This is a genomic window from Allobosea sp. CER48, assembly GCF_044752385.1.
Classification (GTDB): Bacteria; Pseudomonadota; Alphaproteobacteria; order Rhizobiales; family Beijerinckiaceae; genus Allobosea.
On sequence record NZ_JBIWYK010000034.1, the window covers coordinates 1 to 13,616 of the forward strand.

Annotated in this window: 14 protein-coding genes and 1 riboswitch; of the genes, 7 read left to right on the plus strand and 7 right to left on the minus strand. The window is 66.5% G+C overall.

The features are described from left to right. Positions 1-152: 152 nt before the first annotated feature. From ACIPIA_RS02790 to coxB, 7 genes are all read right to left on the minus strand, one after another. Positions 153-527, minus strand: a complete 375-nt coding sequence (locus ACIPIA_RS02790; RefSeq protein WP_400506453.1) for a DUF983 domain-containing protein — start codon at positions 525-527, stop codon at positions 153-155. A gap of 81 nt (positions 528-608) precedes the next feature. After that, complete coding sequence (locus ACIPIA_RS02795; RefSeq protein WP_400506454.1) at positions 609-1,469, minus strand: cytochrome c oxidase subunit 3; 861 nt, start codon at positions 1,467-1,469, stop codon at positions 609-611. Between the two features lie 53 nt (positions 1,470-1,522). Then, positions 1,523-2,134 (minus strand): cytochrome c oxidase assembly protein, encoded by a 612-nt coding sequence (locus ACIPIA_RS02800; RefSeq protein WP_400506456.1) that lies wholly within the window; start codon positions 2,132-2,134, stop codon positions 1,523-1,525. Then, on the minus strand, positions 2,134-2,307 hold the full coding sequence (locus ACIPIA_RS02805) for a hypothetical protein (protein WP_400506458.1): 174 nt from the start codon (positions 2,305-2,307) through the stop codon (positions 2,134-2,136). The genes ACIPIA_RS02800 and ACIPIA_RS02805 overlap by 1 nt, the downstream gene beginning before the upstream one ends. Next, the gene (locus ACIPIA_RS02810) at positions 2,304-3,248 is read right to left on the minus strand and encodes a heme o synthase (protein WP_400506460.1); all 945 of its coding nucleotides are present in this window, start codon (positions 3,246-3,248) and stop codon (positions 2,304-2,306) included. The genes ACIPIA_RS02805 and ACIPIA_RS02810 overlap by 4 nt, the downstream gene beginning before the upstream one ends. 145 nt (positions 3,249-3,393) lie before the next feature. Next, on the minus strand, positions 3,394-5,019 hold the full coding sequence (ctaD, locus tag ACIPIA_RS02815) for a cytochrome c oxidase subunit I (RefSeq protein ID WP_400506462.1): 1,626 nt from the start codon (positions 5,017-5,019) through the stop codon (positions 3,394-3,396). Positions 5,020-5,038: 19 nt separating this feature from the next. Continuing rightward, positions 5,039-5,917: a cytochrome c oxidase subunit II gene (coxB, locus tag ACIPIA_RS02820; RefSeq protein ID WP_400506464.1), complete on the minus strand. Its 879-nt coding sequence runs from the start codon at positions 5,915-5,917 to the stop codon at positions 5,039-5,041. A 338-nt stretch (positions 5,918-6,255) separates the two neighbouring features. Here coxB and ACIPIA_RS02825 point away from each other — a divergent pair, with 338 nt between their 5' ends. The 7 genes from ACIPIA_RS02825 to ACIPIA_RS02855 form a co-directional block, all read left to right on the plus strand. After that, positions 6,256-6,774, plus strand: a complete 519-nt coding sequence (locus ACIPIA_RS02825; RefSeq protein WP_400506466.1) for an invasion associated locus B family protein — start codon at positions 6,256-6,258, stop codon at positions 6,772-6,774. Next, positions 6,771-7,370, plus strand: coding sequence for a hypothetical protein (locus ACIPIA_RS02830; protein WP_400506467.1), 600 nt, complete (start codon positions 6,771-6,773; stop codon positions 7,368-7,370). Before ACIPIA_RS02825 ends, ACIPIA_RS02830 begins: the two co-directional genes overlap by 4 nt. Before the next feature lie 74 nt (positions 7,371-7,444). Then, positions 7,445-7,542: riboswitch (glycine riboswitch) on the plus strand. Between the two features lie 160 nt (positions 7,543-7,702). Continuing rightward, the gene (gcvT, locus tag ACIPIA_RS02835) at positions 7,703-8,866 is read left to right on the plus strand and encodes a glycine cleavage system aminomethyltransferase GcvT (protein WP_400506469.1); all 1,164 of its coding nucleotides are present in this window, start codon (positions 7,703-7,705) and stop codon (positions 8,864-8,866) included. A gap of 33 nt (positions 8,867-8,899) precedes the next feature. Then, a complete protein-coding gene (gcvH, locus tag ACIPIA_RS02840) occupies positions 8,900-9,274 on the plus strand; it encodes a glycine cleavage system protein GcvH (RefSeq protein ID WP_400506470.1) in 375 nt (124 codons plus the stop codon). An 83-nt stretch (positions 9,275-9,357) separates the two neighbouring features. Continuing rightward, positions 9,358-10,698 carry an aminomethyl-transferring glycine dehydrogenase subunit GcvPA gene (gene gcvPA / locus ACIPIA_RS02845; RefSeq protein WP_400506472.1) on the plus strand — a complete coding sequence of 447 codons (1,341 nt, stop codon included), beginning with the start codon at positions 9,358-9,360 and terminating at the stop codon, positions 10,696-10,698. Beyond that, positions 10,698-12,269, plus strand: a complete 1,572-nt coding sequence (gcvPB, locus tag ACIPIA_RS02850) for an aminomethyl-transferring glycine dehydrogenase subunit GcvPB (RefSeq protein WP_400506474.1) — start codon at positions 10,698-10,700, stop codon at positions 12,267-12,269. Before gcvPA ends, gcvPB begins: the two co-directional genes overlap by 1 nt. Positions 12,270-12,393: 124 nt before the next feature. Next, positions 12,394-13,616: L,D-transpeptidase family protein (locus ACIPIA_RS02855; RefSeq protein ID WP_400506476.1), on the plus strand; the 1,223-nt coding region annotated here is incomplete at its 3' end.

A 13,616-nucleotide genomic window follows, 5' to 3' on the forward strand; every position in this document is an offset into this window, starting at 1 on the left:
CGCCTGGGCCTGCAGGCGGCCGATATAGGCGTGCTTCTCCTGCATGCGCTGGATCTGCCAGCTGCCGAGAAGGCAAAGGATGGCGGTGCCGACGATCGTGAGGACGGTCGGCAGCAGCAGGGAGGGTCTGCGTGCACCTGCAGCTTGCATGCTCACTTCGCTCGCCTGCCTTCTTCGGCCTTGTGGGCATATTGCAGCGCGACGGCCAGCCCCTTCATCGGCCGCAGCAGCGCGAGGCAGATGACGAGAGCAAGGGGCAGCCACATCAGCAGATGCAGCCAGATCGGTGGCTCGTAGCTGATCTCGACATAGAGCGCCGCGCCGAGGACGACGAAACCGGCGATCAGCATGATGAAGACGGCCGGCCCGTCCGCCGAATCGGCGAACTTGTAATCGAGCCCGCAGGCGCTGCAGCGCGGCTTCAGCTTCAGGAAGCCGTCGAACAGAGCGCCCTCGCCGCAGCGTGGGCAACGCCCGGCCAACCCGGTGGAATAGGGAGAGAGGGGGGTGGGCTCAGCACCTGCCATCACGGCCTCCGAAGCAGGAAAGGCGGCCTCGCGGCCGCCTTTCGTCAGACGATGACCGCGAGGGCGCGGTGCGGGGCGGGATCAGTGTCCGGCGGCGGGCGCACCGGCGCCCCAGACATAGATCGCGGCGAACAGGAACAGCCAGACCACGTCGACGAAGTGCCAGTACCAGGCGGCGAACTCGAAGCCGAGATGCTGGTTCGGCTTGAAGTGGCCGAGATACGTCCGGTAGAGGCAGACCGCCAGGAAGATCGTGCCGATGATGACATGCGCGCCGTGGAACCCGGTCGCCATGAAGAAGGTGGCGCCGTAGATGTTGCCCTTGAAGGCGAAGGTGGCGTGCGAATACTCGTAGGCTTGGCACAGCGTGAACAGGATGCCGAGGATCACGGTCAGCCACAGCGCCTGCTTCAGGCCGGCGCGATCGTTGTTGATCAGCGCATAATGCGCCCAGGTCACGGTGGTGCCGGAGGTCAGCAGGATCAGCGTGTTGAGCAGCGGCAGGTGCCAGGGATCGAAGGTCTCGATGCCCTTCGGCGGCCAGTGCCCGCCGGTGAACTCGTAGCGGAGATAGTTGATCTGCTCGCCGGCGAAGAGGCTGGCGTCGAAATAGGCCCAGAACCAGGCGACGAAGAACATCACCTCGGAGGCGATGAACATGATCATGCCGTAGCGGTGATGCAGCTGCACGACGCGGGTGTGGTGGCCTTCGGTCTCGGCCTCGCGCACCACGTCCATCCACCAGGCGAGCATGGTGTAGAGCACGCCGAGCAGGCCGGCACCGAAGACCAGCGGGCCGATATGCATGCCGCCGACCGGAAGGGCCTTCATCCACATGACCGCGCCGATCGCCATGATCGTCGCGCTGGCGGCGCCGACGAGCGGCCACGGGCTCGGATCGACGAGGTGGTAATCGTGGTGCTTCGTATGGGCCCCGGCCATCGTATTCAGTCTCCGCGTACGACGTCTTGTCCGCGCTTTTGCTCTAGCGCGTTCTACAGTTTCGAATTGGCCGCGTCACCCTTGACGGAGCCGGCCTTGTCCTCGGCGACGGGCTGGCCCGACTTCGAGGCGAAATAGGTATAGGACAGTGTGATGGCGTGGACGCCGTCGAGCTCGCGATTCCCGGCGATCTCGGGGTCGATATAGAACACCACCGGCGCCTCGAAGCTCTCGCCCGGCTTGAGCGTATGCTCGGTGAAGCAGAAGCACTGGATCTTGACGAAATAGGCCGCGGCCTTGTCGGGCGCGACATTGTAGGTCGCGATGCCGGTCACCGTGCGGTCCGAGCGATTCGTCATCTTGTAGAACACGGTCTGGGTCGCGCCGACCTTGACCTTGATCTCCGGGCTCTCGGCCTCGAATTTCCAGCCGAGCCCCGGTGCGACATTGGCATCGAAGCGAACCGACATCGTCCGGTCGAGAATCCTGCCTGCGCCGGCCGTGCCCACCATCGGCGTTCCGCCGAATCCGGTGACCTTGCAGAACAGGTCGTAGAGCGGCACCGCCGCGAAGGATGCACCGAGCATCCCGAAAGCGATGCCGACGCAGATCAGCGCGGTCTTCGCCGGATTGGCCTTGGGCTTCTGCGGGACGGTGTTCGTCATCACAGGGGTCGGTTCATGATCGCGGGACCGGTCTTCACCAGCGTCACCACGAAGAAGAAGATCACGAGCCCGCCGAGCACGAGCGCGAGCGCGATCGAACGGCGGCGACGGCGCGCCATGTCCTCCGGCGAGAACGGAGCCGGCGCGGGCTGCTTGGGGCGTTGGTCGCTCATCCGATCACCTTCGGCAGGGCCCACATCAGGCCGAGGCCGTTCTCGACGAGCAGAACCGCGAAGAGCAGGAACAGGTACACGATCGAGAAGCCGAACAGCGACCAGCAGGCCTTCACGGCGGGCTGCCCTTCGGTGCGGCGCCAGACCTGGATCGAGAGCCAGATCATGGCCAGGCCGGTCGTCACCGAGACGACGAGATAGAGCATCCCGCCAAAGCCCATCAGGGCCGGCAGCACGGCGACCGGCGCCATGATCAGCGAATAGAGCACGATCTGGCGGCGCGTCGCGGCGGGGCCGGCGACGTTCGGCATCATCGGGATGCCGGCGCGCTCGTAGTCGCCGGACTTGACCAGCGCCAGCGCCCAGAAATGCGGGGGCGTCCACAGGAAGATGATCGCGCACAGGACCAGGGAGTGCCAGCCGAAATTGCCGGTCACCACGGCCTCCCCGATCATCGGCGGGAAGGCGCCCGCGGCGCCGCCGATCACGATGTTCTGCGGCGTCCAGCGCTTCAGCCACATCGAATAGACCACGGCATAGAAGAAGATCGTGAAGGCCAGCATGAACGCGGCCAGCGCATTGGTGATCAGGCCGAGCACCAGCACCGAGCCGACCGAGAGGGTCAGCCCGAAGGCCAGCGCCTCGGAGGGGAGCACGCGGCCCGCCGGGATCGGGCGCTTGGCCGTGCGGCTCATCAGCGCGTCGATGTCGGCATCGTACCACATGTTGAGGCAGCCCGATGCACCGGCGCCGACCGCGATGGCCATGAGGGCGGCAAGCGCGAGGACGGGATGCACGGAGCCCGGCGCGGTCGCCATGCCCGTCAGCGCCGTCACCACGACGAGCGACATCACACGCGGCTTCAGCAGCGCGAAGAAGTCGCGCGCTTCGCCGGAGGAGGCGGCCATGCCGTCGGTGCGGGTTTCGAACGCAGCTGACATCAGTCGGATCGTCTTCGTACTCTTGTGACGGCGCCCGCGGGCGCAGGGTATTCGCGGCTGTGATCGTGCCGCCCATCTCCGGAACGCCGTCGTGGCGCTCGGGGGAGGGGCGGCGGCGGGCCCGGAAAGCCCGCCGCCTGTTGTCTCAGTGGTCCGAGCCGGTGATGCGCGGCAGGGTCTCGAACTGGTGGAAGGGCGGCGGCGAGGACAGGGTCCACTCCAGCGTCGTCGCGCCTTCGCCCCACGGATTGTCGCCGGCGAGCTGCTTCTTCGTGAAGGCGACCACGAGGCCGTAGAAGAAGATCAGCAGGCCGAAGGCAAAGATGTAGGAACCGATCGACGACCAGTAGTGCCAGCCGGCGAAGGCATCCGGATAGTCCACATAGTGACGCGGCATGCCGGCGAGCCCGAGGAAGTGCTGCGGGAAGAACAGCAGGTTCGCGCCGACGAAGGCGACCCAGAAGTGCAGCCGGCCGATCCAGTCCGGGATCACGTAGCCGCTCATCTTCGGGAACCAGTAGTAGAAGCCCGCGAAGATGCCGAACACGGCGCCGAGCGAGAGCACGTAGTGGAAATGCGCCACGACGTAATAGGTCGCGTGCAGCGAGCGGTCGACGCCGGCATTCGCGAGCACCACGCCGGTCACGCCGCCGACGGTGAACAGGAAGATGAAGCCCACCGCCCAGATCATCGGCGCGGTGAAGCGGATCGAGCCGCCCCACATCGTCGCGATCCAGGAGAAGATCTTGATGCCGGTCGGCACCGCGATGACCATCGTCGCGAACACGAAGTAGCGCTGCGTGTTGAGCGAGAGGCCGGCGGTGTACATGTGGTGCGCCCACACGATGAAGCCGACGACGCCGATCGCGACCATGGCATAGGCCATGCCGAGATAACCGAAGATCGGCTTCTTCGAGAAGGTCGAGATGATGTGGCTGACGATGCCGAAGGCCGGCAGGATCATGATGTAGACTTCGGGATGCCCGAAGAACCAGAACAGGTGCTGGTACAGGATCGGGTCGCCGCCGCCGGCCGGGTCATAGAAGGTCGTGCCGAAGTTGCGGTCCGTCAGCAGCATGGTGATGGCGCCGGCGAGGACGGGCAGCGACAGCAGCAGCAGGAAGGCGGTGACCAGCACGCCCCAGGCGAACAGCGGCATCTTGTGCATGGTCATGCCAGGCGCGCGCATGTTCAGGATCGTGGTGATGAAGTTGATCGCGCCAAGGATCGAGGCCGCGCCGGCAAGGTGCAGCGACAGGATGCCGAAATCGACGGAGGGGCCGGGATGGCCGGCGGTCGAGAACGGCGGATAGACCGTCCAGCCCGTACCGACGCCGTGCGCGCCGGGCGCGCCCTCGACGAACATCGAGATCACCATCAGCACGAAGGCCGCGACGGTGAGCCAGAACGAGATGTTGTTCATGCGCGGGAAGGCCATGTCCGGCGCGCCGATCATCAGCGGCACGAACCAGTTGCCGAAGCCGCCGATGACCGCGGGCATGACCATGAAGAAGATCATGATCAGGCCGTGGCCCGTGACGAACACGTTGTAGCTCTGACCGTTCGCGAAGATCTGCATACCGGGGTACTGCAGCTCGATGCGCATCATGATCGAGAGGAAGCCGCCGACGAGGCCCGCGATGATCGAGAAGATCAGGTAGAGCGTGCCGATGTCCTTGTGATTGGTCGACAGAAGCCACCTGCGCCACCCGGTCGGGTGGTCGTGGTGGGCCTCGTCATGGCCGTGAGCGTGCTGAGCCGCTGTTGCCATCGTTTTTCTCCTCGGCGACTTACTTGGACGCGGCAGCAAACTTGCTGCCAGCGTCTTCGGCATTGGCGAATTTCTGCTTCGCCTCATTCAGCCAGGCGGCGTAGCGCTCCTGGCTGACGACGCGGAAGGCGATCGGCATGTAGGCGTGGTTCTGGCCGCAGATGAACGAGCACTGGCCGTAATAGATGCCTTCACGCTCGGCCTTGAACCAGGTTTCGTTCAGGCGGCCGGGGATCGCGTCGATCTTGATGCCGAAGGACGGCACCGTGAACTTGTGGATGACGTCGGCGCCGGTGACCTGGACGCGGACGATCTTGCCGACCGGCACGATCGCCTCGTTGTCGACGGCGAGCAGGCGCGGAGCCTCGGCCTCGGCGATCTTCTTGCTGGCGATCGCTTCGGCGCGCTGCTTCTCGTCGAGCATCAGCGAGTCGAAGCCGAAGGAGCCGTTCTCCTGGGCATATTCATAGGACCAGTACCACTGCTTGCCGGTGACCTTCAGGGTCAGGTCGGCCTGCGGAATTTCGAGCTGGAGCTTGAGCAGGCGGAAGGAGGGAATCGCGATCACGACGAGGATCAGGACCGGGATGACCGTCCAGCACACTTCGAGCAGGGCGTTGTGCGTTGTCTTCGAGGGGACCGGGTTCGCCTTCTCGTTGAAGCGGAAGACGACATAGATCAGGAGCCCGAGCACGAAGAGCGTGACCACGGCGATGATGATGTTCAGCCAGTCATGGAACCAGTGGATGAACTCGGCGACGGGAGTCGCGGCGCCCTGCAGGTTCATCTGCCAGGGGGAGGGCATACCGGTGCCGGCGACGGCCGGGACAGTCGCCAGCGCGGCGACGGCAAGGGCCGCAGCGGCCACTGTTGCAAAGGTCCTGCTCAGAAATCGCATCGATCCGTCATGCTCCTCAATCGACCTGCACGGGAACCGACCGGCTTTGCCCCATGCACGAAGGGGCGACCGTGAAGTCGCCTCGTTCTTCGGGATTGCGATAAATCAAAGATCACGCTTGCGCCAGTGGGGCAATGACACGGTCCCTCATCATCAGTGCGGCAAAATCGCACGAGGCCTTGACGGAACCGCGCCGGTGCCGTTGCGCATGCCTTGACAGGGCCGGGCCTGCATGGTCCCAACGCATTTTATGTGTAGAGCGGCAGGATTCTCTGGCGCGGTCGGCGTTTTGCCTGAATCTTGCGCTTCTGCTGCAGTTTCTGGACGGGTTTCGAAGGATGGCAGGGATGATGAGGATCATCGGAGCGGCAGGCGCCCTGGCGCTGGCGCTCATGGGGACGAGCCTCTACACCGGCTCCGCTCTCGCGCAGGGCGCGGTGCGTTCCACACATGGCGACTGGCAGATGCGCTGCGAGGTGCCCCCGGGCGCCAAGGCGGAGCAATGCGCGCTCGTTCAGAACGTCGCGGCGGAGGACCGGCCGAATCTCACTCTGCTCGTCATCGTGCTGAAGACGGCCGACCAGAAGAGCCGGCTCCTGCGCGTGGTCGCTCCGCTCGGCGTGCTGCTGCCCTCCGGCCTCGGACTCAAGATCGACGACAAGGACATCGGCCGCGCCGGATTCGTGCGCTGCCTGACCACCGGTTGCGTCGCGGAGGTCGTGATGGACGACAACCTCCTCGGCCAGCTGAAGGGCGGCAAGAGCGCGACCTTCATCGTATTCCAGACGCCGGAAGAGGGAGTGGGCGTGCCCGTCTCGCTCAACGGCTTCGGCCCCGGCGTGGAGGCGCTGCCTTGATCGACCAGACTTTGACTGCGGGCCGCTGGCTCGCGCTGCCGCTGCTTTGCCTTGGCCTTGCCGGTTGTGGCTCCCCTTCGTCGTCTTCCGCCGGCAGCACGGCGCTCAACATGCTGATGTTCCAGTCCGCGAAGCCGCCCGCCCCGGACCAGCTGCCGAAGGACGAGGACCAGAACGAGGCCGTCTGCCCCGAGGTCATCGTCGCCGACGGCGGCGCCGCGATCCGCGCCCAGTCCGGGCAGGACTCGGGCGGCCTGCGCTACCAGATCTCGATCAACAATGTCGCGCGCGAGTGCACGCCGACCGGCAATGGCGGCTTCCGGCTCAAGGTCGGCGTCGAGGGGCGCGTGCTCCTCGGCCCGGCCGGCAGCCCCGGCAGCTTCGGCGCGACCCTCAGCACGACGGTGACGCGCGGCACGGCGACGGTTGCCCGCCGGGCCTCCAGGGTCGGCGGCACGATCGCTTCCGGCCAGGGCGGCGTCGATTTCTCCCATGTCGAGGACGGCATCGTCGTGCCGGCCGGCACCGGGGAAGTCGAGATCATCGTCGGGCTGGGCCAGGGCGGCGCCGCTCCGGCGCGCCAGCGCCGTCGATAAGGGCAGCTTTGCCGTGAAAGCAGGCGCAGCCCGGATTGACTGGGCCCGCGCCTGCTGTATCTGTGCCCAAGCCGCATATCCCCGCGGGAGAGACCGGGCCTGATCCGTCAGGGCCGGCGCCGAAGGCGCAACCGCCCCGGAAACGCTCAGGCAAAAGGACCGCTGGGGACTTGGCGCTCTGGAAAGTGGTGGACAGCGATGTCCGCCCACCGACGGGTGTAACTCGTCTGGCCTGATGGCTGGCGGGGAAATCTCTCAGGTCCCGAGACAGAGGGGGCGCGTTCCGGACGATACCGTCCGGGGCTTGCGCTCGATTCTGGAAGGGGCACGCCATGGCTGCCGAGGCTCACGAGGCCACCACCGACACCGCCGGCGCGCCCGCGCCGCTGAAGACGCCGCTCCATGCCCGACATGTCGCGCTTGGCGCCCGCATGGTGCCGTTCGCCGGCTACGACATGCCGGTTCAATACCCTACCGGCATCCTGACCGAGCATAACTGGACGCGCCAGAAGGCCGGCCTCTTCGACGTCTCGCATATGGGCCAGTGTTTCCTGATCGGCCCCGACCACGAGACCACGGCGAAGGCGCTGGAAGCGCTGATTCCCGCCGACATCGTCAATCTCGCCCCCGGCAAGCAGCGCTACTCGCAGCTCCTGAACGAGGAGGGCGGCATCCTCGACGATCTGATGGTGACGCGCTCGATCGATCCCGATGAGGACGGCGCGCTCTATCTCGTCGTCAACGCCGCCTGCAAGGATGCCGACTACGCCCATATCGAGGCGCGCCTGCCGGCCAATGTGAAGCTGGTCAAGGCCGAGCATCGCGGCCTGATCGCGCTGCAGGGCCCGGGCGCCGAGGCCGCGCTGGCCGCGATCGCGCCGGAAGCCGCAGAGATGGGCTTCATGACCTCCCGCACCATGAAGGTCGCCGGGATCAAGGCCAATGTCAGCCGGTCCGGCTATACGGGCGAGGACGGCTACGAGATCTCCGCGGCCGCCGCGAAGATCGGCGAGATCTGGGACACGCTGCTGCTCGACGCCAACGTCAAGCCGATCGGGCTCGGCGCGCGCGATTCGCTGCGTCTAGAAGCGGGGCTTTGCCTGTACGGCCACGACATCGACACCACGACCACGCCGATCGAGGCCGCCCTCAACTGGTCGATCCAGAAGCGCCGGCGCGAGGAGGGCGGCTTCCCCGGCGCAGCGCGCATCCAGCGCGAGCTCAGCGACGGTGTTTCGCGCATCCGCGTCGGCCTGCTCCCGGAAGGCCGCGCGCCTGCCCGCGAAGGCACCGAGATCGCGACGCCCGAGGGCGAGGTGATCGGCATGGTCACCTCGGGTGGCTTCGGTCCGACCCTCAACGGCCCCTGCGCGATGGGCTATGTTGCCAAGGCTCATTCCGCGCCGGGCACCAGGCTCGACCTGATCGTGCGCGGCAAGCCGCTGCCGGCCGTCATCGCGCCGATGCCTTTCGTTCCCAACGGCTACAAGCGCTGATTCCGATTTTCGATTTTTCGCCAGGAGGAAACCATGGCCGAGACCCGCTACAGCAAAGACCACGAATATATCCGCATCGAGGGTGACGTCGGCACCGTCGGCATCTCCGACTATGCCCAGTCCCAGCTCGGCGATGTCGTCTTCGTCGAGCTGCCCGCGGTCGGCAAGGCGCTGAGCACGGGCGACGAGGCCGCGGTGGTCGAGAGCGTCAAGGCCGCTTCCGAGGTCTATGCGCCGGTGTCCGGCGAGGTCGTCGAGGTCAATGCCGAGCTTGAGGGCGCGCCCGGCACCGTCAACGAGGACCCGGCCGGCAAGGGCTGGTTCCTCAAGATCCGGATCAAGGACGCGGCCGAGCTCGACAGGCTGATGAACGAGTCCGAGTACCAGAACTACGTCAAGACGCTCTGATTGCTGGCGCCGTCGCGGGCTCTCCCGCGGCGGCGCAGCGCTTCTGCGGCTTCAGAGCCCGAAACCGACAACGGACATTCCCCATGCGCTATCTCCCGCTCACCGATACCGACCGCGAGGACATGCTCGCGCGGATCGGCGTCTCCGATATCGACGCGCTGTTCAGCGACGTGCCGGCCGGCAAGCTCCTGAAGGCCCCGGTAGACCTGCCCCGCGCCAGGGGGGAGCTCGAGGTCGAGCGCATCCTCGGCAAGATGGCGGGCAAGAACACCGCCGCCTCGGCCGTGCCCTTCTTCGTCGGCGCCGGCGCCTACAAGCACCATGTCCCGGCGACGGTGGATCACCTGATCCAGCGCTCGGAGTTCCTGACCAGCTACACGCCCTATCAGCCCGAGATCGCGCAGGGCACGCTGCAATATCTCTTCGAGTTCCAGACCCAGGTCGCGGCACTCACCGGCATGGATGTCGCCAACGCCTCGATGTATGACGGCTCGACCGGCACCGGCGAGGCCGTGCTGATGGCGCATCGCGTCACCAGGCGCCGCAAGGCCGTGCTCTCCGGCGGCCTGCACCCGCATTACGCCGCGGTCGTCGAGACCCTCTCCGAGATGGCCAATGACGAGGTCGTGGCGCTGAAGCCCGACGTCTCCGCCAGCGAGGACATTCTTTCGCAGATCGACGACAGCGTTTCCTGTGTCGTCGTCCAGTCGCCGGACGTCTTCGGCAACCTGCGCGACCTGAAGCCGATCGCCGAGAAGGCCCACGCCCATGGCGCGCTTCTGATCGCGGTCTTCACCGAGGTCGTCTCGCTCGGCGCCGTGGTGCCGCCGGGTGCCCAGGATGCCGACATCGTCGTCGGCGAGGGCCAGTCGATCGGCAATGCCCTGAACTTCGGCGGCCCCTATGTCGGCCTCTTTGCCGCCAAGTCGAAATATATCCGCCAGATGCCGGGCCGGCTCTGCGGCGAGACGGTCGATTCGACCGGGCAGCGCGGCTTCGTGCTGACGCTCTCGACGCGCGAGCAGCACATCCGCCGCGACAAGGCTACCTCCAACATCTGCACGAACTCGGGCCTCTGCGTGCTGGCCTTCACCATCCACATGACGCTGCTGGGCCAGGAGGGCTTCACCAGGCTCGCCGAGGTGAACCACGCCAATGCCGTGAAGCTCGCCAATGCTCTCGCAGGCGTCGAGGGCGTGACCGTGCTCAACGACAGCTTCTTCAACGAGTTCACGGTGAAGCTGAAGAAGCCGGCCGCCGAGGTCGTCGAGGTGCTCGCCGCCAGGGGCATCCTGGCCGGAGTCCCCGTCTCGCGGCTCCTGCCGCGGTCCGGGCTCGATGACCTGCTGATCATCGCCTCGACAGAGGTGAATACCGATGAAGACCGGGCGGCCCTGGTGGCGGCGCTCGTGGAGGTGCTGTGATGCTGAACCGTCAGGGACGTCCCACCCAGGCCGGCGAGGCCGCGCATTCCGAGCACGCCACCTTCACCGGCAACAAGGCGCTGCAGCAGATCGAGCCGCTGATCTTCGAGATCGGCCATCACGAGGCGACCGGCGTCGATATCGACAAACCCGCGCCGTTCAAGTCGCGCCTTGGCAAGCATGCCCGTCAGGGCGAGATCGGCCTGCCCGGGCTCTCCGAGCCTGAGACGATGCGCCACTATGTGCGCCTCAGCCAGAAGAACTATGGCATCGACACCGGGCTCTTCCCGCTCGGCTCCTGCACGATGAAGCACAATGCCCGCCTCAACGAGAAGGTGGCGCGGCTGCCGGGCTTCTCCGACGTGCACCCGCTCCAGCCGCTCTCGACCGTGCCCGGCGCGCTCGACCTGATGCTGGAGCTCGCCCGCTACCTGATGACGCTGACCGGCATGCCGGCGGTGGCCCTCTCGCCGAAGGCCGGCGCCCATGGCGAGGCCTGCGGCATGATGGCGATCAAGGCGGCGATCGAGGCGAAGGGGGAGGGCGCGACCCGCAACGTCGTGCTCGTTCCCGAATCGGCCCACGGCACCAACCCGGCCACCGCGGCCCTGATCGGCTTCTCGGTGAAGGCCGTGCCGGCCCGTCCGGACGGCACCGTCGCGGTCGAGGACGTCAAGGCCCTGCTCGGGCCGGACATCGCGGCGATCATGCTGACCAACCCGAACACCTGCGGCATCTTCGAGCCTGAGATCGTCGAGATCGCGGCGGCGATGCACGAGGCGGGCGCCTATTTCTACTGCGACGGCGCCAACTTCAACGCCATCGTCGGCAAGGCCCGCCCGGGCGACCTCGGCGTCGACGCCATGCACATCAACCTGCACAAGACCTTCTCGACGCCGCATGGCGGCGGCGGTCCCGGTGCCGGCCCCGTGGTGCTCTCCGAGCGTCTCGCGCCTTTCGCTCCCGTGCCCTTCATCCATGTCGAGAACGGCAAGCCGCATCTGATCGAAACGCGCGAGGAAGCGCCGGCAGGCAACAAGCCCTTCGGCCGCATGACCGCTTTCCACGGCCAGATGGGCATGTATGTCCGTGCGCTCGCCTACATGCTCAGCCATGGCTCGGACGGCATGCGCCAGGCCTCCGAGGATGCGGTCCTCAACGCGAACTACATCCGCGCGGGCTTGTCCGACCTGATGTCGTTGCCCTTCCCGGACCACCCGTCGATGCACGAGGTGCTGTTCGACGACGAATGGTTGAAGGGCTCGGGCGTCTCGACGCTCGATTTCGCCAAGGCGATGATCGACGAGGGCTACCATCCGATGACGGTCTATTTCCCGCTCGTCGTCCATGGCGCCATGCTGATCGAGCCGACCGAGTCGGAGTCGAAGGCCGCGCTCGACCTGTTCGTCGCCACGCTGCGCGACCTCGCCATGGCGGCGAAGGGCAACGACAAGGAGCGCTTCACCAGCGCGCCGCATCACGCCCCGATCCGCCGGCTCGACGAGACCCGCGCCGCGCGTTCGCCGGTCCTGAAATGGGAAAAGCCGGTTCCTGCCAAGGCGGCGGAGTAAGGGCTCCCGACCATGCTGACGACATTCGTCAGCATGGTGAAGAGCGCCGGCCGCTTCTTAAGCATTCCTTGACCATGTCGCGGAATGATCCCCCGGTGCCGCTCTCTGCGGCCCGGGGGTTTTCATGTCTGTGCGTCCCTCCATCCTCGCCGCTGCGGCCGCGCTCCTGCTGGCCTCGACGGCGCTCGTGCGCGCCAACGAGCCGAGCTACGGCCCGAACACCTATGACCGCACGCTCGAGGCGCTGATCGCCCATGAGGATGTCGCCGGCCGTGGTGGCTGGCCCAAGGTGCCCGCCGGTGCTGCGTCGCTGAAGCTCGATTCGCAGGGGCCGGATGTCGTTGCGCTGAAGCAGCGCCTGCTGGCCAGCGGCGATCTCGCCCCGGAAGCCCTGAACGGCGACGTCTATGACACAGCCGTCGCAGAGGCCGTGAAGCGCTTCCAGCGCCGCCACGGCCTGTCCGATCTTGGTACGGTCGGGCGCCTCACCCTCAAGGCGATGAACACGCCGGTCGAAGTGCGGCTGAACCAGCTCACCGCGACGCTGGAGCGCCTGAAGGGCAACGGCTTCAATTTCGCCAGCCGCTATGTCGTCGTGAACATCCCGGGCGCCAGTGTCGAGGCGGTCGAGAACGGCACGGTGCAGCAGCGCCATCTCGCCATCGTCGGGCGGGCGGACCGCCCTTCGCCGGTGATCCAGGCCAACATCACTTCGGTCAACCTCAATCCCTACTGGACGGTTCCGATGTCGATCGTGAAGGCCGACATCATCCCGCATATGCGCAAGGACCCCAGCTTCGTCGCCAAGTCGAACATGAAGCTGCTCGGGGCCGAGAACAAGGAAATCGACCCGGCCAGCGTCAACTGGGCGACCCTGACGAACCCCTACTTCTACGTGCGCCAGGAGCCAGGACCGACGAACTCGCTCGGCCAGCTCAAGATCGACATGCCCAACAGCGATGCGGTCTACATGCACGACACGCCGAAGAAGACGCTGTTCCGCAACGACGTGCGCTTCAACTCATCGGGCTGCGCGCGCATCGAGGGCGTGCGCGACCTCGCTGCCTGGCTGCTGGAGGGCTCCGAATGGAACCGCCAGTCGATCGAGGACGAGATCGCCAAGGGCGAGCGCAAGAACATCCCGCTCAAGAAGTCGGTCCCCGTGGCCTGGGTCTACCTCACCGGCTGGCAGGGTGCGGACGGGCAGGTCCAGTTCCGCGACGACATCTACGGGCTCGACACGCCCCAGGGCATCGTGACCTCGACGATCCAGCCCCGCAAGCCGAAGCCCAAGGCTGCGGCTGCGGTACCGCCCGCGCGCCCGGTCGTGGCACCCGTGGCGGCGGC

Bases quoted from the DNA above. Each gene is read 5' to 3' on its own strand.
- ACIPIA_RS02825 (WP_400506466.1), top strand. From the start codon at position 6,256: ATGGCAGGGATGATGAGGATCATCGGAGCGGCAGGCGCCCTGGCGCTG.
- gcvH (WP_400506470.1), top strand. From the start codon at position 8,900: ATGGCCGAGACCCGCTACAGCAAAGACCACGAATATATCCGCATCGAG.
- ACIPIA_RS02810 (WP_400506460.1), bottom strand. From the start codon at position 3,248: ATGTCAGCTGCGTTCGAAACCCGCACCGACGGCATGGCCGCCTCCTCC.
- ctaD (WP_400506462.1), bottom strand. From the start codon at position 5,019: ATGGCAACAGCGGCTCAGCACGCTCACGGCCATGACGAGGCCCACCAC.
- coxB (WP_400506464.1), bottom strand. From the start codon at position 5,917: ATGCGATTTCTGAGCAGGACCTTTGCAACAGTGGCCGCTGCGGCCCTT.
- ACIPIA_RS02790 (WP_400506453.1), bottom strand. From the start codon at position 527: ATGGCAGGTGCTGAGCCCACCCCCCTCTCTCCCTATTCCACCGGGTTG.
- gcvT (WP_400506469.1), top strand. From the start codon at position 7,703: ATGGCTGCCGAGGCTCACGAGGCCACCACCGACACCGCCGGCGCGCCC.
- gcvPB (WP_400506474.1), top strand. From the start codon at position 10,698: ATGCTGAACCGTCAGGGACGTCCCACCCAGGCCGGCGAGGCCGCGCAT.
- gcvPA (WP_400506472.1), top strand. From the start codon at position 9,358: ATGCGCTATCTCCCGCTCACCGATACCGACCGCGAGGACATGCTCGCG.
- ACIPIA_RS02795 (WP_400506454.1), bottom strand. From the start codon at position 1,469: ATGGCCGGGGCCCATACGAAGCACCACGATTACCACCTCGTCGATCCG.
- ACIPIA_RS02800 (WP_400506456.1), bottom strand. From the start codon at position 2,134: ATGACGAACACCGTCCCGCAGAAGCCCAAGGCCAATCCGGCGAAGACC.
- ACIPIA_RS02805 (WP_400506458.1), bottom strand. From the start codon at position 2,307: ATGAGCGACCAACGCCCCAAGCAGCCCGCGCCGGCTCCGTTCTCGCCG.